We start from the raw sequence: 24,710 nt of genomic DNA, 5'->3' as shown, positions 1-24,710 counted from the left end.
GGCGTGAGCGGCTCAGGAGGGGACGCCGCCGGCGTCGGGGCCGACGAGCAGCCGGAACCGCGCCCCGGCCGGGTCGCCCTCCTCCTGCCACCAGAGATGGATGCGCCAGTAACCGGAGGAGCCGGGGTAATCCGGCGAATTCCGCCAGCCCTCCATCAATTCGGACGCCACGTCCTCCGCCGTCCGGTTCCGCACTTCCGCCGCGCTGTGCCAGGGATGTGACTGGACGCTCCACAGCCCGTCGGCGCCCCGCACCTCGAACCGCCACACCGCCAGCCACGGCGTGACCTCCAGCATCGTGGCCACGTGCTCCGGGTCCAGCCGCAGCCCGGCGGCGATCCGGTCCTCCGGCACTCCCTGGATCCGGGCCGCCACCGCCGCCTGCGGCAGCAGCCGCTCGGGCAGCAGGCCCTGCGACCGCAACTGCACCAGCGAGTCGAAGGCCAGGAAGCGCAGCCGCAGTTCCAGCTGGCGCCCGATGTGGTCGAGCGCCTCCTCGGCCTCCTGCGCGGCCTCCGGGCCCGGGCCGGAGAGCAGCAGCGCGCGGAAGCCGCCCTCCGCGTCCACCGCCCAGGCCACCGCTTCCCCGGTCCGGCCCAGCTCGGCGAGCCGGTCCCCGAGGAACACCTTGGCCTGCGCGAGTCCCCGCCGGTTGACCACCTCGTGCTGGTCCAGTCCGGCCCAGACGTCCACGGCCGTCCGGGTCAGGTCCAGCGCCCGCTCCCCGGCCGCCCGCTCCATGGGGCTCGGCCCGTCCTCGGCGGCCTGGCCCAGCGGATAGCGCGGCCACCGCAGCCCGTCGCTGAGCGGCCAGGACAGCCAGACCGCCTGGTTGATCAGGCCGCGCGCGTACCAGCGGGTGTACTCCGGGGCGTGCGCCGCCGCCTGCTCCCCGTACCGCAGGGCCTCCTCGACGGCGGACAGCGCCCCCGGCCGGTCCCCCGAAGCGAACCGGCGGGCCGCCAGGTCGCCGAGCCGCAGACCCAGCCGGGCCGCGCACTCGGGATCGGTCCGGGCGGGCTCGCGCAGCGCGCCGATCAGCTCGGCGAGCAGCCGGTCGGCCTCCGCCGGCTCCGCGTGTTCCTCGCCCGAACGGATCCGGGCCCACTGTTCGTCCAGCCGCAGAACGGCCTCTCGCTGCGCCATGCCGCCCCCCGGCGTCACTCATTGGTCAGGCGTACATCCTCCGGCACGGTCCGGCCGCGAGGAAGTGGTTCATTCCCAGCGGAACCAGCGGGCGGCCGCGCCCAGCCCGAGCACCGCCCATCCGGCCAGCACCGCCGCGTCGCCCCAGGGCATCGCCGATCCGTGCTGCAGCACCTCGCGCAGCCCGTCCGACAGCGCCGAGATCGGCAGCAGGCCGAGCACCGCCTGGACCGCGTCCGGGAACTTCTCCAGCGGCACGATCACCCCGCCGCCCACCAGGAGCAGCAGGAACACCAGGTTGGCGGCGGCCAGCGTCACCTCGGCCTTGAGCGTGCCGGCCATCAGCAGGCCGAGCCCGGAGAACGCGGCCGTGCCCAGCAGGAGCAGCAGCGCCACCGACAGCGGGTTCCCCTGCGGGGACCAGCCCAGCGCCAGCGCCATCACCGTGAGCAGCGCGACCTGGAGCACCTCCGTGACCAGGACGGACAGCGTCTTGGCCGCCATCAGCGCCCAGCGGGGCAGCGGTGAGGCGCCGAGCCGTTTGAGCACCCCGTAGCGGCGGTCGAAGCCGGTGGCGATGGCCTGCCCGGTGAAGGCGGTGGACATCACGGCGAGCGCCAGCACGCCCGGGGCGAGGAAGTCCACGGACTCGCCCCGGCCCGTGTCCACGATGTCGACCACCGAGAACAAGGTGAGCAGCAGCGCCGGGATGATCACGGTCAGCAGCAGCTGCTCGCCGTTGCGCAGCAGCATCCGGGTCTCCAGGGCCGCCTGCGCGGCGATCATCCTGGACACGGGTGCGGCCCCCGGCGCGGGGGTGTACGTGCCGGCGCTCATCCGCGCAGCTCCTTGCCGGTCAGTTCGAGGCCGTGTCCTCCCGGGGGGCGACCCCCGGACCCCCGGCGGGGCCGTGACGTGTGCCGGGTCATCCGCGCAGCTCCTTACCGGTCAGCTCGAGAAAGACGTCCTCCAGGGTGTGCCGCTCCACGGAGAGGCTGTCCGGCATCACGCCGTGCTGTGCGCACCAGGAGGTGACGGTGGCCAGCATCTGCGGGTCGACGTCGCCGGTGATCCGGTAGACGCCGGGCAGCAGCTCGGCGGCCTGCGTCCCGTCCGGCAGGGCCTTGAGCAGCGAGGCCAGGTCCAGCGCGGGGCGGCCGGTGAAGCGCAGGGTGTTCTCGGCGCCGCCGCGGCACAGCTGCTCGGGGCTGCCGTGGGCGATGACCCGGCCGGCGTCGATGATCGCGACCTCGTCGGCCAGCTGCTCGGCCTCGTCCATGTGGTGGGTGGTGAGGACGACCGTGACCCCGTCGGAGCGGAGTTCCCGTACCAGGTCCCAGGTGGCGCGGCGGGCCTGCGGGTCCATGCCGGCCGTGGGCTCGTCGAGGAAGACGAGTTCGGGCCGGCCGACCACGGCCATGGCCAGCGCCAGGCGCTGCTGCTGGCCGCCGGAGAGGCGGCGGTAGGGGGTCCGGCCGCAGCTGCCCAGGCCGAGGCGCTCCACCAGGGTGTCCACGTCGAGCGGGTCGGCGTACAGCCTGGCCATGTGGCGGAGCATCTCGACGGCGCGGGCGCCGGAGTAGACCCCGCCGGACTGGAGCATCACGCCGGTGCGGGGGCGCAGGGCGGAGGCGTCGGAGACCGGGTCGAGGCCGAGGACGCGGACGGTGCCGGAGTCGGGGCGGAGGTAGCCCTCCGCTGTTTCCACGGTGGTGGTCTTGCCCGCGCCGTTGGGACCGAGGACCGCGGTGACAGAGGACGCCGGGACGGTGAGGTCCAGGCCGTCCACTGCGGTCTTGGGCCCGTACCGCTTCACCAGTCCGCGGATCTCCACGGCGGGGTCATTGCTCATGCCGGTGAGTCTACGGAGCCGCGGAAGAGCGCCTTCTCGCCGGGGAGGGGGCCATTTCCGGCCTGCGGCGGGAATTCGATGTTCCTCCACTGCCTGTGACGGCCGCGAATTCCCGGGAGGGGAATCCCCTGGAGAAGCTTCGGAATGTTGACCTCCACTTAACTCTCTGTAGATAAATTAGGTAACCCTTAGTGATGGAAGACACCAGGAGTGGCGTCGGTCACGGCTTGTCGCCCCTCGACTAATTACGCAACAATGGCGTTGTGAAAAACGGCGAACGGCTGACCGAGAACCCCCAGGGGGAACTCGCGACCGGGGAGCGGTCCACCCGCAACCGGGTCGCGCGGTCCATCCTGGACCACGGTCCGTCCACCGTCGCCGACCTCGCCCAGCGTCTCGGCCTCACCCAGGCCGCCGTCCGCCGCCATCTCGACACGCTCGTCGCCGACGACGTGGTCGCACCCCGTGAGCAGCGCGTGTACGGCACGCGCACCCGTGGGCGACCCGCCAAGGTGTTCGCGCTGACCGACTGCGGACGCGACGCCTTCGACCAGTCGTACGACAAGCTCGCCGCGGACGCACTGCGCTGGATCGCGCAGGCCGCCGGCGGCGGCGAGAAGGGCGAGGCGGCCGTGGCCGCGTTCGCCAAGGCGCGACTGGACGCACAGGCGGAGGCGTACCGGGAGGCCGTCGAGGCGGCGGACCCCGCGGAGCGCACCGGGGCACTTGCCAAGGCGTTGACCGTGGACGGGTACGCTGCTACGGCGAAGAGCGCTCCCGGTCCGCACAGCGGAGAACAGCTCTGTCAGCACCACTGCCCGGTCGCGCACGTCGCCGAGCAGTTCCCGCAGCTGTGCGAGGCGGAGACCGAGGTCTTCTCGCGCCTGCTCGGGACGCATGTGCAGCGTCTCGCCACGATCGCCCACGGCGACGGGGTGTGTACGACCTTCATTCCGCGAAGCGCCGCACAGGCAACCACATCAGCATCTGCAAGCACGGCCGGGAGGAACCCCGCATGACCACGGAGATTGCTCACCCTGAACTCGAGGGCCTGGGCAAGTACGAGTACGGCTGGGCCGACTCCGACGCGGCCGGTGCCGCTGCCAAGCGCGGTCTCAACGAGGACGTCGTCCGGGACATCTCGGCGAAGAAGAACGAGCCCGAGTGGATGCTGAAGCTCCGCCTCAAGGGCCTCAAGCTCTTCGACAAGAAGCCCATGCCGACCTGGGGTTCCGACCTGTCCGGCATCGACTTCGACAACATCAAGTACTTCGTGCGTTCCACCGAGAAGCAGGCCGCTTCCTGGGAGGAACTGCCCGAGGACATCAAGAACACGTACGACAAGCTCGGCATCCCGGAGGCGGAGAAGCAGCGCCTCGTCGCCGGTGTCGCGGCCCAGTACGAGTCCGAGGTCGTCTACCACCAGATCCGCGAGGACCTGGAGGAGCAGGGCGTCATCTTCGTCGACACCGACACCGCGCTGAAGGAGCACGAGGAACTCTTCAAGGAGTACTTCGGCACCGTCATCCCGGTCGGTGACAACAAGTTCGCCTCCCTGAACACCGCCGTGTGGTCGGGTGGCTCGTTCATCTACGTGCCCAAGGGCGTGCAGGTGGAGATCCCGCTCCAGGCCTACTTCCGGATCAACACCGAGAACATGGGCCAGTTCGAGCGGACGCTGATCATCGTCGACGAGGACGCCTACGTCCACTACGTCGAGGGCTGCACCGCCCCGATCTACTCCTCGGACTCGCTGCACAGCGCCGTGGTCGAGATCATCGTGAAGAAGGGCGGCCGCTGCCGCTACACGACCATCCAGAACTGGTCGAACAACGTCTACAACCTGGTCACCAAGCGCGCCGTGGCGTACGAGGGCGCGACCATGGAGTGGATCGACGGCAACATCGGTTCCAAGGTCACCATGAAGTACCCGGCTGTCTACCTGATGGGCGAGCACGCCAAGGGTGAGACCCTCTCCATCGCCTTCGCGGGCGAGGGCCAGCACCAGGACGCCGGCTCCAAGATGGTCCACATGGCGCCGAACACCTCCTCGAACATCGTCTCCAAGTCGGTGGCGCGGGGCGGCGGCCGCACCTCCTACCGCGGTCTGGTCGAGATCGGCGAGGGCGCCCCGGGCTCCAAGTCCAACGTGCTCTGCGACGCGCTGCTGGTCGACCAGATCTCCCGCTCGGACACGTACCCGTACGTCGACGTCCGCGAGGACGACGTGACCATGGGCCACGAGGCGACCGTCTCCAAGGTCTCCGACGACCAGCTCTTCTACCTGATGCAGCGCGGCATGACCGAGTTCGAGGCCATGGCGATGATCGTGCGCGGCTTCGTCGAGCCGATCGCCAAGGAGCTGCCGATGGAGTACGCGCTGGAGCTGAACCGGCTGATCGAGCTGCAGATGGAAGGCGCCGTCGGCTGACGCCACGGTCCCCACTCGCAGCACATTCGTTGACGTAGGAAGAGAGCAAGACGACAGCCATGGCTGAGGCTCAGAACATTCCGGCGGGTTCCACCACCGCCGGCGCGATCGCGGTGGCCGCAGAGTCCACCGTCGCCACCCGGATGAGTGCGCCCCCGTCCTTCGACGTGGCCGACTTCCCCGTGCCGCACGGCCGCGAGGAGGAGTGGCGGTTCACGCCGCTGGAGCGCCTGCGCGGCCTCCACGACGGCTCCGCGATCGCGAACGGCACGATGAAGGCCCAGATCGACGCGCCCGAGGGAGTCACCGTCGAGGCCGTCGACCGCGACGACGAGCGCGTCGGCAAGGCCGGAACCCCGGTGGACCGGGTGTCCGCCCAGGCCTTCTCCGCGTTCGCCAAGGCCACGGTCGTGACCGTGCCCAAGGAGACCGTCCTCGCCGACCCGATCCGCGTCGCCCTGCACGGTGAGGGCGGCACGACCTTCGGCCACACGGTCTTCGACATCAAGCCGTTCGCCGAGGCGGTCATCGTCATCGACCACACCGGTGACGGCGTGCGCGCGGCCAACGTCGACATCCTCGTCGGCGACGGCGCCAAGGTCACCTTCGTGTCGGTGCAGGACTGGGACGACACCGCCGTCCACACGTCCCAGCACAACGCGCTGGTCGGCCGCGACGCCTCCTTCAAGTCCGTGGTCGTGACCTTCGGCGGCGACCTGGTCCGCATCCACCCGCGCGTGAACTACGCGGGCACCGGCGGCGAGGCCGAGCTGCTCGGCCTGTACTTCACCGACGCCGGCCAGCACCAGGAGCACCGCCTCCTGGTCGACCACGACGTGCCGCACTGCAAGTCCAACGTGACCTACAAGGGCGCGCTGCAGGGCGAGGGCGCGCACGCTGTCTGGATCGGCGACGTCCTCATCGAGAAGACCGCCGAGGGCACCGACACCTACGAGCTCAACCGCAACCTCGTCCTCACGGACGGCGCGCGGGTCGACTCCGTGCCGAACCTGGAGATCGAGACCGGCGAGATCGTCGGCGCCGGCCACGCCTCCGCGACCGGCCGCTTCGACGACGAGCAGCTGTTCTACCTCCGGTCCCGCGGTATCCCGGCCGACGAGGCCCGCCGCCTGGTGGTCCGCGGCTTCTTCGCCGAGCTCGTCCAGCAGATCGGCGTTCCGGACGTCGAGGAGCGCCTGATCGCCAAGATCGAGGCGGAACTCGAGGCGTCCGTCTGATGACCTACGTCAAGGCCTGCGCGCTGAGCGAGCTCGAGGAGAACACCCCCAAGCGGGTGGAACTCGACGGCACGCCGGTGTCCATCGTCTCCACCGAGGGGGAGGTGTTCGCGATCCACGACATCTGCTCGCACGCGAACGTCTCCCTGTCGGAGGGCGAGGTGGAGGACTGCCAGATCGAGTGCTGGCTGCACGGATCTGCGTTCGATCTCCGCACCGGCAAGCCGTCCGGGCTCCCCGCGACGCGCCCCGTCCCCGTATACCCCGTAAAGATCGAAGGGGACGACGTGCTCGTCTCCCTCACCCAGGAGTCCTGAGGCACCCATGGCAACGCTTGAAATCAACGACCTGCGCGTTTCCGTCGAGACGGAGAACGGCTCCCGCGAGATCCTCAAGGGCGTCGACCTGACCGTCAAGCAGGGCGAGACGCACGCCATCATGGGCCCCAACGGCTCGGGCAAGTCCACCCTGGCCTACTCGCTGGCCGGTCACCCGAAGTACACCATCACCGGTGGCACCGTGACCCTCGACGGCGAGGACGTCCTGGAGATGTCCGTCGACGAGCGCGCCCGCGCCGGCGTCTTCCTCGCCATGCAGTACCCGGTCGAGGTCCCCGGTGTCTCGGTCTCCAACTTCCTGCGTACGTCGGCCACCGCCATCCGCGGCGAGGCCCCCAAGCTGCGTACCTGGGTCAAGGAGGTCAAGGAGGCCATGGAGCGTCTCTCCATGGACCCCGCGTTCGCCGAGCGCAACGTCAACGAGGGCTTCTCCGGCGGTGAGAAGAAGCGCCACGAGATCCTCCAGCTGGAGCTCCTCAAGCCGAAGATCGCGATCCTCGACGAGACCGACTCCGGCCTGGACGTCGACGCCCTGCGCATCGTCTCCGAGGGCGTCAACCGCGTCCGCGAGACCGGTGAGGTCGGCACCCTGCTGATCACCCACTACACGCGCATCCTGCGCTACATCAAGCCCGACTTCGTGCACGTGTTCGCGAACGGCCGTATCGCCGAGTCCGGCGGCGCCGAGCTCGCCGACCAGCTGGAGGCCGAGGGCTACGACAAGTACGTGAAGGGTGGCGCGACCGCGTGACACAGCTGCCTGGCCTCCTCGACATCGAGGCGATCCGCAAGGACTTCCCCCTGCTGGATCGTGTGGTCCACGACGGGAAGAAGATCGTTTACCTGGACAACGCGGCGACCTCGCAGAAGCCGCGCCAGGTGCTCGACGCGCTGAACGCCTACTACGAGCGGCACAACGCGAACGTGCACCGCGGCGTGCACGTGCTCGCCGAGGAGGCCACGGCACTGTACGAGGGCGCCCGCGACAAGGTGGCCGCCTTCATCAACGCGCCGAGCCGCGACGAGGTGATCTTCACCAAGAACGCCTCCGAGTCGCTCAACCTGGTCGCGAACATGCTCGGATGGGCCGACGAGCCCTACCGGGTCGACCGCGAAACCGAGATCGCCATCACGGAGATGGAGCACCACTCCAACATCGTCCCGTGGCAGCTGCTCGCGCAGCGCACCGGAGCGAAGCTGAAGTGGTTCGGCCTGACCGACGACGGCCGGCTCGACCTGTCCAACATCGAAGAGGTCATCACGGAGAAGACGAAGATCGTCTCCTTCACGCTGGTCTCCAACATCCTGGGCACGGTCAACCCGGTCGAGGCGATCGTCCGCCGGGCGCAGGACGTCGGCGCCCTGGTGCTGATCGACGCCTCGCAGGCCGCCCCGCACATGCCGCTGGACGTGCAGGCCCTCGGCGCCGACTTCGTGGCCTTCACCGGCCACAAGATGTGCGGCCCGACCGGCATCGGTGTCCTCTGGGGCCGCCAGGAGCTGCTGGAGGACCTTCCTCCGTTCCTCGGCGGCGGCGAGATGATCGAGACCGTCTCGATGCACTCGTCCACCTACGCCCCGGCGCCCCACAAGTTCGAGGCGGGCACGCCCCCGATCGCCCAGGCCGTCGGCCTCGGCGCGGCCGTGGACTACCTGACCTCGATCGGCATGGAGCGCATCGCCGCGCACGAGCACGCGATCACCGAGTACGCGGTGAAGCGTCTGCAGGAGGTTCCCGACCTGCGGATCATCGGCCCCACCACGGCCGAGGACCGCGGCGCGGCGATCTCCTTCGTGCTCGGCGACATCCACCCGCACGACGTCGGCCAGGTCCTGGACGAGCAGGGCATCGCGGTCCGCGTGGGACACCACTGCGCGCGCCCGGTCTGCCTGCGGTACGGAATTCCGGCGACCACGCGAGCGTCGTTCTACCTGTACTCCTCTCCGGCGGACGTCGACGCGCTGATCGACGGGCTGGAGCACGTACGGAACTTCTTCGGCTGACCGGGCCGACCGAGGACCACGAGGCGACGAGGACAGGACGACGAGGGCGCTGTGAAGCTGGATTCGATGTACCAGGAACTGATCCTGGACCACTACAAGCACCCGCACGGGCGTGGCCTGCGCGAGGGTGACGTCGAGGTGCACCACGTCAACCCGACGTGTGGTGACGAGATCACGCTGCGCGTGAAGTACGACGACGGGACGCTGACGGACGTCTCGTACGAGGGACAGGGCTGCTCGATCAGCCAGGCCAGCGCGTCCGTGCTGAACGAGCTGATGGTGGGCAAGCAGGTCGCCGAGGCGCAGAAGACCCAGGAGACGTTCCTGGAGCTGATGCAGTCCAAGGGGAAGATCGAGCCCGACGAGGCGATGGAGGAGGTGCTGGAGGACGCGGTCGCGTTCGCCGGTGTCTCCAAGTACCCCGCGCGGGTGAAGTGTGCTCTGCTGAGCTGGATGGCGTGGAAGGACGCGACGGCCCAGGCCCTGGAGGCCCTGGGTGACGGAGCGGAGAGGAAGTCGGCATGACGGAGAACGCGGCGCCCGAGGCGTCCATCAAGCCGGCCACGGAGGAGGAGGTCCGCGAGGCCCTCTACGACGTGGTCGACCCCGAGCTGGGCATCGACGTCGTCAACCTGGGGCTGATCTACGGCATCCACATCGACGACGCGAACATCGCGACCCTGGACATGACGCTCACCTCGGCGGCCTGCCCGCTGACGGACGTCATCGAGGACCAGGCCAAGTCCGCGACCGAGGGCATCGTCAGCGAGCTCCGGATCAACTGGGTCTGGATGCCGCCGTGGGGTCCGGACAAGATCACGGACGACGGCCGCGAGCAGCTCCGCGCGCTCGGGTTCAACGTCTGAGCCTGCCTGCCGTACATACGACGAGGCCCCCCGGCACCCAGTGCCGGGGGGCCTCGTCGTATGCGGTGAGCCGTGACTCAGCGCAGGGGCTGCTGCTCCGCCGACGCGGCCGCGAGGAGGCCGGAGACCAGGTCCTCCTGGCGGATGCGCTGGTCGACGTAGAGGAGCGTGGTGGCCAGCTGCGGCAGGGTGGGGAAGAAGACCTGCCCGAGGGTGTTGCCGACGAGCGAGATCAACAGGTAGCCGCCGATGAGGACGAGGAGCCCCGCCGCCGTGTCGTCGGCTCCCGAGCCGACCACCCCGAGCGCCGGGAGCATCAGCGCGAAGCCCAGGAGGCCGGTCAGGAACTGGATGACGTAGGCGCAGATCACGGACACCAGCCCGACCAGCAGGGTGGTGCCGAAGATCCGCCACCAGCTGCCGCGCACCAGCTTCGCCGAACGCCGCATGGCGGTGACCGGGCCCAGTGCCTCGCACGCGGCGGCGGCCGGAGCCAGGCCGTAGCGGATCCAGATCCACGCCGAGTAGGGCAGGCCGAGCAGGAGTGCCACGGGGAACAGCGTCACGGGCAGGTCCGACTCGCCGGTGCCGATCGACAGCGGCACGGTGACGGCCAGCGCCACCAGTACGGGCAGTGCGGCGAGCAGACCGGTCAGCACCCATACGCCGGCCACCGACCAGGCGCGGTGCCGGGCGCGCGCGAACATCGCGGCGACCGTGAGCGGCCGGCCTACCACGGCCTCCTGGAGCAGCGCGGTCAGGCCCGCGTTGGTCAGCGCCAGCACCCAGACCACGGCGACCGCTGCCACCAGGCCCAGCGGTATGAAGGTGGCCAGCACCGGGTTGAGGTCGTCCGGGGACGGGTCCTGCCCGTGGTCGAGGTCGAAGACACCGTCGAGATGGCTGTGGGTGAGGGCGATACCGAGCGCCACGAGGGCGCCCACGGCCAGCAGCATGGCGGACTGCACGGCCAGCACGAAGCCGGTGATCTGCTTCCAGTGGCGGCCCAGGGTGTTGAAGCTCCCGTTGAAGACGTCGCCCAGGTCCAGCGGGCGGAGCGGGATCACCCCCGGCTGCGGCGGCAGGGGCGGCACCCATGCGCCGCCCCAGTGGGCCTGCGGTTCTGCGTACGGCTCGCCAGGCTGTTCGGGGAAGCCCCCCTCGTTCTGTGACACGTCCTACTCCGTTGTGCGTCCCGTCCCCTGATGTGCCTGGACACCCTATCCCTCAGCTTTACGTACGGTCGTACATATCGTTGTGTACGCTCGTACGCATGCCTTACGTACTGCTTGCCGCGGCCATCGCCGCCGAGGTCGCCGGGACCACCGCCATGAAGTACAGCGACGGCTTCACCAAGCTGTGGCCCTCGCTGGGCACGGCAGTGGGTTACCTGCTCGCCTTCACCCTGCTCGCGCAGACCCTGAAGTCCATGTCGGTGGGCACCGCCTACGCCATCTGGGCGGGCGTCGGCACCGCCGCGATCGCGGCGATAGGCGTGCTCTTCCTCGGTGAGACCGCCACCGCAGCCAAGATCGCCGGAATCGTCCTGGTGATCGCCGGAGTGGTCCTGCTGAACCTCGGCGGGGCGCACTGATGGCCGGCGCCGTCCGCCGCTACGACCCCGGCCGGCGCGACCGGATCATCGACGCGGCGATCCGGGTGGTCGGGGCCAGGGGCATCGCCGGGCTGAGCCACCGGAGCGTGGCCGCCGAGGCGGACGTACCGCTCGGCTCCACCACGTACCACTTCAGGACCCTGGACGAGCTGCTGGTGGCGGCCCTGCGCCGGGCGAACGAGGGCTTCGCCGCGGCCGTCGCGGCGAGCCCCGTGCTGTCCGATCCCGCCGCGGACCTGCCGTCCGCGCTGGCCCGCTTCCTCGGCGAGCTCCTCGCGGCGGACCGCGGCCGGGCGGAACTCGAGTACGAGCTCTACCTCGCCGCGCTCCGGCGCCCGGCCCTACGCCCGGTCGCGGCGGAGTGGTGCGAGGCCATGGCCGGCGCCCTGGCCGCCCGTACCGACCCGGCCACGGCGCGGGCGCTGGTGGCGGTGCTGGACGGGATCACCCTGCAGGTGCTGCTCACGGACATGCCGTACGACGAGGAGTACGCCCGGGAGGTGCTGGCCCGGGTGCTGCGGGCTTGACGTCCGCCGGGTGGGCCCGTCGGGCGGCGGCGCGGACCGCGCCCGTCAGACGGCCGCGCGGACCGCGGCCAGGGCCGCCGTCACGCTCGCCTCGATGTCCTGGATCGGGTACAGCACTTCCCGGACCACCCGGTCCCGCCCCACCACCAGCGTCAGCCGCTTCAGCCGGCTGACCCCCGCCGCGCGGAACGTGGGCAGCCGGAGCGCCGCGGTCAGGCCCAGTTCGGCGTCCGAGAGCAGCGCGAACCGCAGCCCCTCCTTCTCGGCGAACTCCCGCTGCTCGTCCGGGCGTTGCGTGGACACCCCGTACACGGTCGCGCCGGCCGCGGTGAATTCGGCGAGCTGGTCGCGGTAGGTGCAGGACTCGAAGGTGCAGCCGCGCGCCCCGGGGATCGAGCCCCACCCGGGCGGGTACGCCTCGGCGCGCGCGTAGGCGCCGGGAAAGCAGTACAGGACGGTGAAGTCCGTGTCCGCCGCCACCGGATCGGTCATCCCCCCGAACCGGTCCGGCAGCAGCAGGTCCGGCAGTCGCGTCCCGCGCAGTCCGTGCACCCGGGCCGCCTCCCGCGAGGCCGCCTCCGTGGTCGCCGTCATCTCTCCCTCTCCCAGGATCCAGGTGTCTCCCCAGTCCTGGAGGGCGACCAGGACCGGAAGCAGCGCGCGCCCGCGCGGGGTCAGCCGGTAGGCGTGCCGTACCGGGCGGTCCTGGTACGGCTCGCGCACCAGGACCTCCGCCTCCACCAGCAGCCGCAGGCGTTCGGCGAGCACCTTCCGGGACACCCCCAGCTCGCGCTGGAAGTCCTCGAAGCGGTGCATGCCGCGCGCCGCGTCGCGCACGATCAGCAGCGTCCACCAGTCGCCCACCACGTCCAGGGCCTGGGCGATCGAGCAGTCGGCGTCGTCGAGCCGGGTGCGCTGGGCCATCGCCGTTCCGTTCCATCCGTCGTCCGTTGACCCGAGGCTGCCATGTTGGCATAGTCAGTTCCCAAAAGGAACTGACTCGTTGATCCGTGGGGGGCGCCGTGCTGCAAGGGTTCAGGGACGTACCGAGAGCGGTCTGGCTGCTCTCGGTCGGGACGTTCGTCAATGCCGTCGCCGCGTTCACCTTCGTCTTCGTCTTCGTGTACCTGACCGGGCCGCGCGGGCTGGGCCCGGCCGAGGCGGGACTCGTCAGCGGGATCGGCGGCCTCGGCACGGTGGCCGGGAATTTCACCGGCGGCTGGTTCGGCGACCGGTTCGGCCATCGCCGGGTGCTGCTCGGCGCGGCCGTACTCGGCGGAGCCGTCCTCACCCTGCTTCCCCTGCTGTCCACCGCGGCCCTGTACGCCGCCCTGCCGGTGGCCCAGTACGCCCTCGGCGTGCTGCGCGCCGCGAACTCCGCGCTGGTCGCGGTGATCGTCCCGGAGGGGGCCCGCCGGCAGGCCTTCGCCGTGGTGCGCTGCGCCTCCAACGGCGGCTTCGCCCTGGGGCCGCCGCTGGGCGCGCTGATGGCGACCGGTCTCTCGTACGGCTGGCTGTTCGTGGCCGACGGACTGGGCACCCTGGCCATGGCGCTCTGGACCGCCCGGGTCGTCCCGGCCCGCGGGGCCGTGAAGACTCCCGCGGCCCCGGACCGGGGACGGGGCCGCGGGATCCTTGCCGAACTCCGGGCCCGGCCCGCCCTGCTGGTGCTGCTCGGCGCGATCCTGGTGACGGACGTGGTCTACCGCCAGCAGTACTCCACCTTCCCGGTGGTCCTCGCCGGCCACGGCCTGGACGTGGAAGCCTTCGGCCTGATCATCGCGCTCAACGGGCTGGTGATCCTGCTCCTGGAGCTGCCCGCCGCCGTGGCCCTGCGCAACCGGCCGCCGCTGCGGGTCGTCGGCACCGGACTGCTGCTGGTCGGCGCCGGATACGGAGCCCTGCTGCTGGGCGTCGGCACCGCCACCGCCGTCACCATGATGGTGCTGCTCAGCCTCGGCGAGATCCTCTACAAGACGACCGCCACCGCCTACGTCGCCGACGAGGCCCCCGAGCACGCCGTCGGCCGTTTCCAGAGCCTGTACGCCGGGGTCTCCGTCAGCGGAGTGGTGCTCGCCGCACCCCTGGGCGGCACCCTCTACGCGTCGGCCCCGGGCCTGCTCTGGCCGGTGTGCGCCCTGCTCGCGGCGGGGGCCGGAGCGGCCGTCCTGGCGGTGGGCGGGCGGCCGGCGCGGCCGGCGACACGACCGGCACATGAGACCGGTTCGCGACGGCAGGCCGTCCCCGGTTAGGTTTCCCGTATGACTGCTACACGTACCACCGGCGCCGTCGCCGCCGGACTTGCCACCATCGCCGCCGACGGCACCGTTCTCGACACCTGGTTCCCGGCCCCCGAGCTGGTCGAGGAGCCGGCCGCCCCGGCCGGCACCGAGCGCCTCTCCGCCGACCAGGCCGTGGAGCTGCTGGGCGCGGCCGCCGCCAGGGCGATCCGCTCGGACGCCGTCCGCGGTGTCGAGGTCGTGGCCGTCCGCACGGTGATCGCCTCCCTGGAGGACAAGCCGCTGGACGCCCACGACGCGTACCTGCGCCTGCACCTGCTGAGCCACCGCCTGGTGAAGCCGCACGGCCAGAACCTGGACGGCGTCTTCGGCCTGCTGGCCAACGTCGCCTGGACCTCGCTGGGCCCGGTCGCCGTCGACCAGGTCGAGACCGTCCGCCTGAACGCCCGCGCCGAGGGCCTGCACCTGCAGGTCACCTCGATCGACAAGTTCCCGCGGATGACCGACTACGTCGCCCCCAAGGGCGTGCGCATCGCCGACGCCGACCGCGTCCGCCTCGGCGCGCACCTCGCCGAGGGCACCACCGTGATGCACGAGGGCTTCGTCAACTTCAACGCCGGCACCCTCGGCACCTCCATGGTCGAGGGCCGGATCTCCGCGGGCGTCGTCGTCGGCGACGGCTCCGACATCGGCGGCGGCGCCTCCACCATGGGCACCCTGTCGGGCGGCGGCAAGCAGATCATCTCGATCGGCGAGCGCACCCTGATCGGCGCCGAGGCGGGCATCGGCATCGCGCTGGGCAACGAGTGCGTCGTCGAGGCGGGCCTGTACGTCACCGCCGGCACCCGGGTCACCCTGCCGGACGGCCAGGTCGTCAAGGCCCTGGAGCTTTCCGGCGCCGACAACATCCTCTTCCGCCGCAACTCGGTGACCGGCGCCGTCGAGGCCCGCCCGTACAAGGCGAACTGGGGCGGCCTCAACGAGGTCCTGCACAGCCACAACTGACCCGCGGGGTCGGACCACCGGTACGGGAAACGCCCTCCCGCGGCCTGCGCCGCGGGAGGGCGTTTCCCGTCTGCGTCCTGTGTGCCCCCGCGTCAGCGCTGGGGGGAGATCCTGCGGACCAGGCCGGCGAAGGCCTGCTTCTCGGCCTCGGTGAGCTCGACGGACTCCATCGGGTGGGCGGCGGCGGTGCGCTGGCCCGGGATCACCGGGATCACCGGGATCGCCGGAAGTCCCTCGGCCGGGGCGGCGGTGGCCGGCTCGGGGTGGTGGAAGCGTCGGTCCCGCAGCATGTGGCCCAGGCCGAGGAGCCAGGCGACGGCGGCCGTGAACAGGACGGCCAGGCCGATTTCCTGGGCGAGGGGTATGGAGGGGAACACGAGGAGCCTCCGGGGGGAGTGCGGGCGGCGCAAGATCGTGCGTGGAGCCACTCAACACCACAAAACACCCGCTGTGGGCGGATGTGGTCAGGATCACGCCACCGGTGCGGTGGTATTCCGCCAGGGCCCAAGGTCCCGGAGTGGGAGTGGGAGTGGTGACGGGGACGGGGACGGGTGTGGGAATGGGACGGGGCCCCGGCCGAGACGGCGGCCGGGGCCCCGTTTCCGCCCGTCGTGACTACGGGCGGAAGCGCAGGACCTGCGGGTCGTGGTCGCTGTTCTGGTCGGCGAACTCGGCGTTGATGTGCACGCTGTCGTACGTGAACTTCTTGATCGCCGGGCTGGTCAGGATCTGGTCCAGCACCTGCGAGTTGCCCTGGAAGACGTACGAGTAGCGCTCGGACTTCGGGAGCGACTGGATCGCCGGGTACAGGGCCCCGCCGTCCGCCAGCGCCTTGGTGGTGTCCGAGAAGTCGAAGTCGTTGATGTCACCGAGGACGACGACGTTCGCGTTCTTCTGGGCGGCCAGGATCTCCTTCACGAACCCGTTGACCGCCTGCGCCTGCTGGAGCCGCTTGGTCTCCGACGGGCGGGCCGGCGGCTGGTGGTGCGAGGTCAGGCCCTCGTCGCCGCCCTTCGAACCGAAGTGGTTGGCGATCACGAAGACCGTGCGGCCACGGAAGACGAACTCGCCCGCGAGCGGCTTGCGGCTGGCCTCCCAGGCCGCGTTCGCCGGGTCGATCCGGCCGGGGGAGTGGGTGAGGGCGGCCTTCCCGCCGTCCTGCAGCACACCGGCCGGGGTGGTCGCGTTGCCGGCGTCGCGGTCGGTGAAGGAGACCCGCTCCGGGTTGAAGAGGAACACCTGGCGGATGTTGCCGCCGGGCTCGCCGCCGTCCTTGTTGTTCTCGGGGTCGATGGTCCGCCACTGGTACGCCGGGCCGCCCGCGGCCTTGACGGCCTCGGTGAACTTGGTCAGGGTCTGGTCCGCGGAAACGATTCCGTCGTTCTTCGCGCCCGTGTTGTCCTGGATCTCCTCAAGCGCCAGGATGTCGGGCGAGGCCAGGTTCTCGACGACGGCCTTCGCGAGGGCGTCGAACTTCTCCTGCGGGTCGCTCGGGTCCAGGTTCTCGACGTTGTACGTCGCGATCGCGAGCTCGCCCTCGGCCTGCGGCTTGGTCTTCTCGGCCTGCAGGTTCTTGGAGGCCACGGTGCCCAGGGTGCGGGCGGTCAGCGTGTAGCCGCCGAACTGGTTGAAGTCGAGCGGGCCTTCGGTGGTGCCGGTCAGCCTGTCGCCGACGTTCGCCACCGGGAAGGGCTGCTGGGCCAGCGGGGTCAGCTGCTGGACCATCAGGCGGCCGGTGTTCTGGGACTCGTAGGAGCTGTAGAGGGTGCCGCCGCGGCGGGTCGGGTTCTCCCAGCCCTTCACGGTGACCCACAGGTCCGCGTACGGGGAGGTGGCGCCGACGACCCGGGAGGTGCCGATGCGGACGTTGGTGCCCTCCAGGGACTCGTAGTAGTCCAGGGCGTAGCGGCCGGGCTCCAGGGTCAGGCCGTTGATGCTGCCGCCGGCGGCCGGGTCGCCGGCCGGGGCGTACTCGGAGGGCACCGAGTACTCGTTGATGAGCACGGCCTCGGGCAGCTGGTTGCCCGAGGAGAGGACGGTCACGGTGGGCTTGGAGATCTGCGTCACCGACTGGTTGCCCGAGTTCAGGCCGCCGGGGACGTACTCGCCGACCAGGCCGGAGACCTTGACCGCGTCGCCGACGGCGACGGTCGGGACGCTGCTGGTGAAGACGAAGACGCCCTCGCTGGTCGCGTCGTTGTCGTCGGCGTCCGGGTCCTGCATCCAGAAGCCGCGCGAGCCGTAGGTCCGGACGCCGGTCACGATGCCCTCGACGTCGGCAACCTGCTTGCCGGCCAGGGGCGATATGCGTGTGGCGCCCTGGATGTCGTGGATGCGGACCGGTCCGGCGGACGCGGCGTCGGCGGCGGCCGCGGTGTCCGCGGCGTCGGCGGTGCCCGCGAGGAGGCCGGTGGCGAGCGCGGTGGCCACGACGGCCGCGACCGCGGCGGAACGGGTGTGGGAGGAGCGCATGGTCAGGGAACTCCGGGTACTGGATGAGGGAAAAACGGAGTGGCGGTGCGATCGTCAGGAAAAATGGCTGAGATCTACGCGCGTCAATGTCCTGTGTGGGTGCGGAACTTGTCAAGGCCTCCAGGGAATACGGCGTCTGACTGTCGGATGAACCGACGGCTCCGCTCGGCCGGACGGGTCCGGAATGCGTCTACTCTGGACCGCACTGACCCCCCACCTGCTGGTTCCTGTTCCGCGAGGAGACCTCCCATGTCCGCACAGCCGCGCCAAACGCTGCCGCCGGTACGGCTGCACTCCGAGGCGGAACTGGCCCGTACGGCCCTCTCGGCGCCCCTGCTGTCCCACGCTGTTCGGCTGGCCCGCTGGGCCGGACCCGCGACCCGGGTCGGCGCCGGAGGCGAACTCCTCGACGAGCAGCTGCCGCAGGCGGCCGAGGTGCTCGGCCTCGGCACGGACCCGGACGGACCGGCGCACGCGAGCCAGGCGTGGCGGGTCGCCGTCGACGCCGGACTCGTCGAGGTGACCGAACCGGAAGACGTGGAACGGGATGCCGACGAGGGCGGGTTCGCCAGCGCCGAGCCCGGCGAGGACCTCGCCCTGGTGACCGGTGGCGCCCCGGCGGACGTACTGGACCTGTGGCTGGCGGCGCTGGACTCGGTCATCGCCGACGCAGCCGTCCCCGACCTGGACGACCTGGTCGACGCGCTGGACGCGGGCGGCGGCATCGACTTCGACCAGCTGGACTGGGACCCGCAGCGCGAGGCGGACTTCCTGGAGGGGGTCCTCGCCAACCTCTACCTGCTCACCGTCGCCGAGGGCGGTGCGGGCGACGCGCCGGTGCCGCTGCCCGTGCTCGCCGCGTCCATGGTGGTGCCCGAGGAGATGGGCGAGCCGACGGAGGAGGTGCTGGAGCGGGTGTCCGACGCGATGATGCGGCTGGATGACCAGTTCCGGCAGCTGGAGCCCATCGGACTGGTGGAGTTCCGGCCGGTGGACGAGGAGCTACTGGCGGAGGCGGACGAGGAGGAGCTCGGCGGGTTCGGCGAGGCGGAGGGGGCCGAGGAGGACGTCTCCCGGTACGGGCTGGTCCGGCTCACCCCGCTCGGCCTGTACGGCATCCGCAGCCGGATGCTGGACGCCGGAGTCGAGGCGCCGGCGATCGGTGACCTCGCGGAGAAGGGCGCGGAAGCGCTGCTCGACGCGGTGTCGGGCTTCGCCGAGCCGGCCGCCCAGGCCGAGATCGAGCTGTGGCTCGCCCGCCGGGAGGGCGGGGACCTGCCGGAGGCCGTCGCGCAGTTGCTGGCGGCGGCCCGCGGCGCGGACGAGGGCGGCCCGCTGCGCAGGCTGCGCTGCCAGCAGGCGCTGTCCCTGGCCGGGGCGGTGGCCGAGCCGGCGGTCCGCGGGGTGCTCGCCGATCCGGAACTCGGCGGCCTGGCCCGGGTGTGGCTCGCCGAGCAGGGCGCGGCCGACGTGCCCGCGCCGGACGGTGCCGTGGTGTTCTGGCTGACCGTGGACACGATCGCGGCCCAGCTCGCCGCGGGTGGCGAGACCGAGGACCTGTCCGGCCTGATGGCGAACCTGACCGACCGCCACACCGGCTTCTTCGACGAGGTCTGGCGGGTGGAACACCCCGCGACCGCCGAGGTGCTGGAGGCGATGGGCCGGCTGCACCCGGACCGTACGGCGGCGAAGGAGGCCCGCAAGGCCGCGTTCAAGGCGCGTTCCAGGCACCACTGACGCCGCGGCGGCTGCGCCGGGACGGTGCCGGGCCTGGACCGGGACGGCGTCGGCGGCGTCCAGAGTGGAGCTGATGCGACCGATGCGATCGGTGCGACCGATGAGGTTGATGAGGCTTATGCGGCGGAGATAGGTCGTTTATGCGACTGGACTCGGCCATTCCATCAGCCGGAGGGGGGAATCCGGGCATTCGGCGGGAATTCAGCCCCCGTTCATGTCCGCGGGAGGTGGTGCGCCGCCCGCACGACCGCGCACCAGCTCCCCACCTCAGGAGATTCGATGCCGCTCAGCCGCAGAGACTTCGCCGCCCGTACCGCCCTGGCCGGGGCGGGCGTCGCCCTCACCGGAACGGTCGGAGCCCTCGCCACCGCCCCGGGGGCGCTGGCCGCCGACGACAGCACCCTCCGCGACGAGCGGGGTCGGCCCTGCGCACCCGGCTACGGGCCCCTGCTGCCCGACCCGGCCGGGCTGCTGGCCCTGCCCGCCGGATTCTCGTACCGGGTCCTCACCCACAGCGGTGTCACCCGTCTGGAGTCCGGCGAGTTCACCCCCTCGAACCACGACGGCACGGCCGCCTTCGCCGGCCACCGGGGGGTCACCCTGCTGGTGAACAACCACGAGCTGAAGGGCCCCCGGTCCGACTGGGAGCACCCGGTGCCGCTCGCCGAGGGCCTGGTCTACGACCCGGGGGCGGCCGGCGGCTGCACGGTGGTCGAGCTACGGCCCGGCGGCGAGGTCGCCGAATGGGTCGGCATAGCCGGTACGTCGACCAACTGTGCGGGCGGCGCCACCCCCTGGGGGACCTGGCTGACCTGCGAGGAGAACTCCGACCTGGCCGGCGAGAACGGGATGGCCAAGGACCACGGCTACGTCTTCGAGGTCGACCCGCACGACCGCCGGGCGAACCTGCGGCCCGAGCCGGTCAAGGCGCTGGGCCGGTACGACCACGAGGCCGTGGTCGTCGATCCCAAGCGGGGTCACGCCTACCTCACGGAGGACGCGGCCGGCCCCAACGGCCTGTTCTACCGCTGGACCCCGCCGGCCGGTTTCCGGCACGGGCGCGGCAGGCTGCGCACCCTCGCGGACGACGCGGGCGTGCTCGCCGCGGCCAAGTGCTTCGACAGCGCGGGCCGCCTGGTGGACGACCTCTCGCGGGCGACCCGGATCGGCACCGTGTACGGGGTCGACTGGGTGGAGGTGCCCGACCGGGACGCCCGGACCACACCGGTCCGCAAGCAGTTCGCCGACGGGGCGGTCACCCGGGGACGCAAGCTGGAGGGCATGTGGTGGGGGGACGGCGGCGCCTATTTCGTCTCCTCCTACGCACGGGAGGAGAGTCCGGGCGCCGCGCACGACGGCCAGGTGTGGTTCTACGACCCCAAGCGGCGCACCGTCCGGCTGACGGTGCTGCTCGGGGTGAACGCCGACCCCTCCGGGCCCGGCGCCCACGACGGTCCGGACAACATCACCGTCTCCCCGTACGGGGGGCTCGTCATCGCCGAGAACGGTGACGGGCTGCAGCACATCTTCGGGGCGACCGAGTCGGGGCGGACCTATCCGCTGGCGCGCAACGAGCTGAACATCGGTACGGCGGAGGAGCCCGAGTACTCCGAGTTCGCCGGGGTCTGCTTCTCACCGGACGGACGCACCCTGTTCGCGGGCATCCAGGAGCCGGGGATCCTGGTGGCCATCACCGGGCCCTGGCGGCGCCGGGCCTGACACGGCACGGCCGGCGGCCGCTCACCGGGAGCGCGGCGGGCGGGCGGGGCTCACTGGGCCGCGCTGCCCGCCACTTCGGCCTGGTGGGCGGCCGCCCACTCCGCGAGCAGGAACTCGTACGCCTCCGCGGGCCACTCCTCGCCCTCCGCCCGGCTCTCCACGAGGTGCCGTATCGCCTCGTTCGCCTCGGCGGCGGACGGACGCGCGGGACCCGCGGGCGGTGGTGTCTCGTACATGCTTCCAAGGCTACGGGTGGGCACGGACAGGTACCTCCGGTTTGAGGGTGGTATGGGTCACGAAGGGCCCACGGAGGGTCACCCCCGGGCGGGCCGCGGGCTGAGCCCGCACCCCGCCCACCTGCTCAGAGGGCCTGGGCGGCCGGCTTGACCAGGTCGCGCACTGTGCGGGACTTCACAAACTGGCCCATGGCCGTCATCTCCCATTCGCCGGTGAACTGGCGGATGAACTTGGCCATCATCACCCCGGTCTGCGGCTCGGCGCCGGTGAGGTCGAAGCGGACCAGCTCCTCGTCGGTCGCCGCGTCGATCAGGCGGCAGTAGGCGTTGGCCACGTCGGTGAACTTCTGGCCGGTGAAGGAGCTGACGGTGAAGACCAGACCGGTGACCTCGGCGGGCAGCCGGCCGAGGTCCACCACGATGACCTCGTCGTCCCCGGCACCCTCACCCGTCAGGTTGTCACCCGAATGCTTGACCGAGCCGCCGAGGATGGACAGCCGGCCGAAGTAGCAGCTGTCCAGGTGATTGCGCTGGGGGCCGTACGCGATGACCGAGGCGTCGAGGTCGATGTTCCGCCCGCGGTGCGCGGGCTCCCAGCCGAGACCCATCTTGACCTTGGAGAGCAGCGGCTTGCCGCCCTTGACCAGGGAGACCGTCTGGTTCTTCTGCAGGCTGACCCGGCCCTTGTCGAGGTTGATCTTCCCCGTGCCGGGGGCGGGTGCGGGCGGGGCCGGGGGCTGCGCCGGGGCCGGGGGCTGCACCGGAACGGGGGGCTGTGCCGGGGCCTGCGGCTGCGCCGGCGCAGGGGGTGCGGCCGGCTCCTCGTCGACCGAGACGCCGAAGTCCGTGGCGATCCCGGCCAGCCCGTTGGCATAGCCCTGGCCGACCGCCCGCACCTTCCACTGGCCGCCCCGCACGTAGACCTCGACGACCACCAGGGCGGTCTCGGTGGCCAGCTGCGGCGGGGTGAAGGTGGCGATGACACCGCTGTCGTCCGCATTGCGCACGGTGGCCGTGGGCTCGATGCCCTGGAAGGTCTGCCCGGCGGCGTCCGGGCTGGCCGTGACCACGATCCGCTCGATGCCGGGCGGCAGGGCGGAGGTGTCCACGGTGATCGAGTCGGGCGCCGCCCCGCCGCCGGAGCGGTAGCTGACACCCGGCCCGGACGGCTGGTTGTAGAAGATGAAGTCGGCGTCGGAACGCACCTTGCCGTTCGCGGCGAGCAGCAGCCCCGATACGTCGAGCCGTACCGGAGCGGCCACGTCGACCGTCACCCGGACGGCGTTGAGCGGCAGGTTCGAACCAGGGGTCATGGCGGTCATGCCGGGTCAAACGAGCGGAGTGCCTTTGCCGTTCCCTTACCCGCGGGACATTTCGGTGGTCTGCGGCCGTCCGGGGGGTGTGGTCAGCGGCGGCCGGCGTTCCGCGGGTGGTTCCTGGCGGTGCGCTCGTTGCCGAACTTGTAGGACCCGGTCCAGCGGGCCATGACCAGCTGCTCGTCCCCGGAGCCGACCTCGGCCAGGAACGTGGCCGCCCGGCCCCCGCGCAGGGTCGTGGCGGCGCGGCCGCGGTGGGTGATGACGACGGTTCCGTCGCCGCGCTGCTCGTACGTGAATCCGGTGGCTCTCGGCATGCGGCGAAGCCTGCCCCGCGCGTGGCGGGGCAGGCAACGGGTTTACGGGGCGGCCGTCGTGGTGCGGCGCGGCAGCCCGAGCGGGTTGGCGTCCCGCAGCTCCGGCGGGAGCAGCGGGTCCGGCACCGACTGGTAGGCCACCGGGCGCAGCCAGCGTTCGATCGCGGTGCCGCCGACGGAGGTGGAGTGCGAGGTCGCGGCCGGGTACGGGCCGCCGTGGTGCTGGGCGGGGGCCACCGCCACCCCGGTCGGCCAGTTGTTCACCACCACCCGCCCGGCCAGGGCCGTGACCCGGCCGATCAGCTCGGCGGCCGGGCCCGGGCCGCCGTCCGCCTCCGCGGACGACAGCTGCAGGGTGGCGCTCAGGTTCCCGCCGAGCCGGTCCAGCACCGCGCCCGCCTCCTCCTGGCCGGCGTACCGGGCGAGCACCGTCACCGGGCCGAAGCACTCCTCGAGCAGCACCCCGTACGCCGGATCGGTGAGCAGGCCGGCCGGTACGGAGAGGTAGCCGGCGCCGACGGTGTGCCCGTCGCCCGGACCGGCCGGGACCGGCGCGGTGACCTCGGGCAGCGCGGTCCGCTCGGTCACCCCGGTGAGGAAGTTCTCGCGCATCCGGTGGTCGAGGAGCACCCCGGGGGCGGTCTCGCCGAGCGTCTTGCCCAGGGTGTCGGCGAGGCGGTCGCCGTCCGCTCCCCCGGGCACCAGGACCAGGCCCGGCTTGACGCAGAACTGGCCGACGCCGAGGGTCACCGAGGCGGCGAGGCCCGCGCCGATCTCCTCGGCGCGCTCGGCGGCGGCGGCCGGGGTGACGACGACGGGGTTGAGGGAGCCGAGTTCGCCGTGGAAGGGGATGGGGACGGGCCGGGCGGCGGCCGCGTCGAACAGCGCACGGCCGCCCCGGATGGAACCGGTGAACCCGGCGGCGGCCACCAGCGGGTGCCGGATGAGCTCCAGGCCCGCGTCGAAGCCGTGGACCACGGCGACCACGTCGGCGGGCAGCCCGGCGGCGACGGCGGCCCGGCGCAGCAGCGCTCCGCAGAGTTCGGAGGTGGCGGGGTGGTCCGGGTGGGCCTTGACCACGACCGGGCAGCCGGCGGCGAGGGCGCTGGCGGTGTCGCCGCCGGGCACCGAGAAGGCCAGCGGGAAGTTGGAGGCGGCGTAGACGGCGACCACGCCGAGCGGCACCTTGTAACGGCGCAGCGCGGGGCGGGGCGGGGTCAGTCCCGGGTCGGCGTGGTCGATCCGGATGTCCAGGTACGAGCCTTCCTCGACGGCGTCGGCGAAGGCGCGGAACTGGTAGGTGGTGCGGGCCAGCTCGCCGGTGAGGCGGGCGGCGCCCAGGGCGGTCTCGGAGTCGGCCGTCTCCACGATCCGGTCGGCGGCCCCGTCGAGCAGGTCGGCCGCCGTCCGCAGGAAGGCGAGCCGGGCGGTGCGGTCGGTGAGCGCGGCGCGGGCGGCGTGGGCCTCCCGAACGGCGGCGTCGACCTCCCGGGGTGTGGCCTCCACCGCAACCTGCGCCCGCTGCTTCCCGGTGCGGGGGTCCACACTCCAGACTGGTTTCGCTGCCATGCCCACTGCCTCCTGGGTCGGTCGTTCAGTATTCTGAACGCCGTTCCGGTGGATGAATGATCGCTGCCGCTGCGGACTCTAT

General features: G+C 71.7%; 25 protein-coding genes. 14 read left to right on the top strand and 11 right to left on the bottom strand.

Annotation, left to right across the window (positions count from 1 at the left end; genetic code table 11):
• Positions 1-12 precede the first annotated feature (12 nt).
• From ACGFQ9_RS33375 to ACGFQ9_RS33365, 3 genes are all read right to left on the bottom strand, one after another.
• Positions 13-1,146, bottom strand: a complete 1,134-nt coding sequence (locus ACGFQ9_RS33375; RefSeq protein WP_393579124.1) for a hypothetical protein — start codon at positions 1,144-1,146, stop codon at positions 13-15.
• 69 nt (positions 1,147-1,215) lie between these two features.
• The gene (locus ACGFQ9_RS33370; protein WP_393579122.1) at positions 1,216-1,983 is read right to left on the bottom strand and encodes an ABC transporter permease; all 768 of its coding nucleotides are present in this window, start codon (positions 1,981-1,983) and stop codon (positions 1,216-1,218) included.
• A gap of 88 nt (positions 1,984-2,071) precedes the next feature.
• Positions 2,072-2,998, bottom strand: a complete 927-nt coding sequence (locus ACGFQ9_RS33365) for an ABC transporter ATP-binding protein (protein ID WP_393579120.1) — start codon at positions 2,996-2,998, stop codon at positions 2,072-2,074.
• 263 nt (positions 2,999-3,261) lie between these two features.
• On the opposite strand from ACGFQ9_RS33365, the gene ACGFQ9_RS33360 reads away from it, so the two are divergent.
• The 8 genes from ACGFQ9_RS33360 to ACGFQ9_RS33325 are packed head-to-tail and all read left to right on the top strand — an operon-like array spanning position 3,262 to position 9,875.
• Positions 3,262-4,017 (top strand): helix-turn-helix transcriptional regulator, encoded by a 756-nt coding sequence (locus ACGFQ9_RS33360; protein WP_393579119.1) that lies wholly within the window; start codon positions 3,262-3,264, stop codon positions 4,015-4,017.
• Entirely contained in the window at positions 4,014-5,429 is a 1,416-nt protein-coding gene (gene sufB, locus ACGFQ9_RS33355) for a Fe-S cluster assembly protein SufB (RefSeq protein WP_393579117.1), read from the top strand. The genes ACGFQ9_RS33360 and sufB overlap by 4 nt, the downstream gene beginning before the upstream one ends.
• A 59-nt stretch (positions 5,430-5,488) precedes the next feature.
• The gene (gene sufD / locus ACGFQ9_RS33350) at positions 5,489-6,667 is read left to right on the top strand and encodes a Fe-S cluster assembly protein SufD (protein WP_393579115.1); all 1,179 of its coding nucleotides are present in this window, start codon (positions 5,489-5,491) and stop codon (positions 6,665-6,667) included.
• On the top strand, positions 6,667-6,984 hold the full coding sequence (locus ACGFQ9_RS33345) for a non-heme iron oxygenase ferredoxin subunit (RefSeq protein ID WP_393579114.1): 318 nt from the start codon (positions 6,667-6,669) through the stop codon (positions 6,982-6,984). The genes sufD and ACGFQ9_RS33345 overlap by 1 nt, the downstream gene beginning before the upstream one ends.
• 7 nt (positions 6,985-6,991) lie before the next feature.
• On the top strand, positions 6,992-7,756 hold the full coding sequence (gene sufC, locus ACGFQ9_RS33340) for a Fe-S cluster assembly ATPase SufC (protein WP_393579113.1): 765 nt from the start codon (positions 6,992-6,994) through the stop codon (positions 7,754-7,756).
• A complete protein-coding gene (locus ACGFQ9_RS33335) occupies positions 7,753-9,009 on the top strand; it encodes a cysteine desulfurase (RefSeq protein ID WP_393579112.1) in 1,257 nt (418 codons plus the stop codon). The genes sufC and ACGFQ9_RS33335 overlap by 4 nt, the downstream gene beginning before the upstream one ends.
• Positions 9,010-9,060: 51 nt before the next feature.
• Positions 9,061-9,534, top strand: coding sequence for a Fe-S cluster assembly sulfur transfer protein SufU (gene sufU, locus ACGFQ9_RS33330; protein ID WP_393579110.1), 474 nt, complete (start codon positions 9,061-9,063; stop codon positions 9,532-9,534).
• Positions 9,531-9,875 (top strand): metal-sulfur cluster assembly factor, encoded by a 345-nt coding sequence (locus tag ACGFQ9_RS33325; RefSeq protein ID WP_393579108.1) that lies wholly within the window; start codon positions 9,531-9,533, stop codon positions 9,873-9,875. The genes sufU and ACGFQ9_RS33325 overlap by 4 nt, the downstream gene beginning before the upstream one ends.
• A gap of 77 nt (positions 9,876-9,952) precedes the next feature.
• Here ACGFQ9_RS33325 and ACGFQ9_RS33320 read toward each other — a convergent pair whose 3' ends face one another.
• Positions 9,953-11,050 carry a hypothetical protein gene (locus tag ACGFQ9_RS33320; protein WP_393579106.1) on the bottom strand — a complete coding sequence of 366 codons (1,098 nt, stop codon included), beginning with the start codon at positions 11,048-11,050 and terminating at the stop codon, positions 9,953-9,955.
• Between the two features lie 98 nt (positions 11,051-11,148).
• On the opposite strand from ACGFQ9_RS33320, the gene ACGFQ9_RS33315 reads away from it, so the two are divergent.
• Positions 11,149-11,469, top strand: coding sequence for a DMT family transporter (locus ACGFQ9_RS33315; protein WP_393579105.1), 321 nt, complete (start codon positions 11,149-11,151; stop codon positions 11,467-11,469).
• A complete protein-coding gene (locus tag ACGFQ9_RS33310) occupies positions 11,469-12,017 on the top strand; it encodes a TetR/AcrR family transcriptional regulator (protein ID WP_393579103.1) in 549 nt (182 codons plus the stop codon). The genes ACGFQ9_RS33315 and ACGFQ9_RS33310 overlap by 1 nt, the downstream gene beginning before the upstream one ends.
• Positions 12,018-12,062: 45 nt before the next feature.
• On the opposite strand, the gene ACGFQ9_RS33305 is transcribed toward ACGFQ9_RS33310, so the two are convergent.
• Positions 12,063-12,941, bottom strand: coding sequence for a winged helix-turn-helix transcriptional regulator (locus tag ACGFQ9_RS33305; protein WP_393579102.1), 879 nt, complete (start codon positions 12,939-12,941; stop codon positions 12,063-12,065).
• A 101-nt stretch (positions 12,942-13,042) separates the two neighbouring features.
• Between ACGFQ9_RS33305 and ACGFQ9_RS33300 the strand changes: the two genes are divergently transcribed.
• Together ACGFQ9_RS33300 and dapD are read left to right on the top strand one after the other, a co-directional pair.
• Complete coding sequence (locus ACGFQ9_RS33300; protein WP_393579201.1) at positions 13,043-14,269, top strand: MFS transporter; 1,227 nt, start codon at positions 13,043-13,045, stop codon at positions 14,267-14,269.
• A 9-nt stretch (positions 14,270-14,278) separates the two neighbouring features.
• Positions 14,279-15,262: a 2,3,4,5-tetrahydropyridine-2,6-dicarboxylate N-succinyltransferase gene (gene dapD, locus ACGFQ9_RS33295; RefSeq protein WP_393579100.1), complete on the top strand. Its 984-nt coding sequence runs from the start codon at positions 14,279-14,281 to the stop codon at positions 15,260-15,262.
• A gap of 92 nt (positions 15,263-15,354) precedes the next feature.
• Here dapD and ACGFQ9_RS33290 read toward each other — a convergent pair whose 3' ends face one another.
• Together ACGFQ9_RS33290 and ACGFQ9_RS33285 are read right to left on the bottom strand one after the other, a co-directional pair.
• Positions 15,355-15,639 carry a hypothetical protein gene (locus tag ACGFQ9_RS33290; RefSeq protein ID WP_393579098.1) on the bottom strand — a complete coding sequence of 95 codons (285 nt, stop codon included), beginning with the start codon at positions 15,637-15,639 and terminating at the stop codon, positions 15,355-15,357.
• Positions 15,640-15,877: 238 nt separating this feature from the next.
• Positions 15,878-17,734 (bottom strand): endonuclease/exonuclease/phosphatase family protein, encoded by a 1,857-nt coding sequence (locus ACGFQ9_RS33285; protein ID WP_393579096.1) that lies wholly within the window; start codon positions 17,732-17,734, stop codon positions 15,878-15,880.
• A gap of 249 nt (positions 17,735-17,983) precedes the next feature.
• Between ACGFQ9_RS33285 and ACGFQ9_RS33280 the strand changes: the two genes are divergently transcribed.
• Both ACGFQ9_RS33280 and ACGFQ9_RS33275 read left to right on the top strand, forming a co-directional pair.
• Positions 17,984-19,471, top strand: coding sequence for a hypothetical protein (locus ACGFQ9_RS33280; RefSeq protein ID WP_393579095.1), 1,488 nt, complete (start codon positions 17,984-17,986; stop codon positions 19,469-19,471).
• Between the two features lie 279 nt (positions 19,472-19,750).
• The gene (locus ACGFQ9_RS33275) at positions 19,751-21,190 is read left to right on the top strand and encodes an alkaline phosphatase PhoX (RefSeq protein ID WP_393579093.1); all 1,440 of its coding nucleotides are present in this window, start codon (positions 19,751-19,753) and stop codon (positions 21,188-21,190) included.
• A 50-nt stretch (positions 21,191-21,240) separates the two neighbouring features.
• Here the strand turns inward: ACGFQ9_RS33275 and ACGFQ9_RS33270 are convergent, their stop codons facing one another.
• The 4 genes from ACGFQ9_RS33270 to ACGFQ9_RS33255 form a co-directional block, all read right to left on the bottom strand.
• Complete coding sequence (locus ACGFQ9_RS33270; RefSeq protein WP_393579091.1) at positions 21,241-21,426, bottom strand: hypothetical protein; 186 nt, start codon at positions 21,424-21,426, stop codon at positions 21,241-21,243.
• A 125-nt stretch (positions 21,427-21,551) separates the two neighbouring features.
• On the bottom strand, positions 21,552-22,748 hold the full coding sequence (locus ACGFQ9_RS33265; RefSeq protein WP_393579089.1) for a TerD family protein: 1,197 nt from the start codon (positions 22,746-22,748) through the stop codon (positions 21,552-21,554).
• Positions 22,749-22,831: 83 nt separating this feature from the next.
• Complete coding sequence (locus ACGFQ9_RS33260; RefSeq protein WP_393579087.1) at positions 22,832-23,059, bottom strand: hypothetical protein; 228 nt, start codon at positions 23,057-23,059, stop codon at positions 22,832-22,834.
• Between the two features lie 42 nt (positions 23,060-23,101).
• Positions 23,102-24,628: an aldehyde dehydrogenase (NADP(+)) gene (locus ACGFQ9_RS33255; protein WP_393579085.1), complete on the bottom strand. Its 1,527-nt coding sequence runs from the start codon at positions 24,626-24,628 to the stop codon at positions 23,102-23,104.
• Between the last annotated feature and the right edge of the window lie 82 nt (positions 24,629-24,710).

The sequence above is a fragment of the Streptomyces sp. NPDC048603 genome (genome assembly GCF_043199475.1).
In the GTDB taxonomy this organism is placed as follows: domain Bacteria; phylum Actinomycetota; class Actinomycetes; order Streptomycetales; family Streptomycetaceae; genus Streptomyces.
Note: the sequence above shows the minus strand (reverse complement) of the source record. Positions and strands in the feature narration are given on the sequence as shown.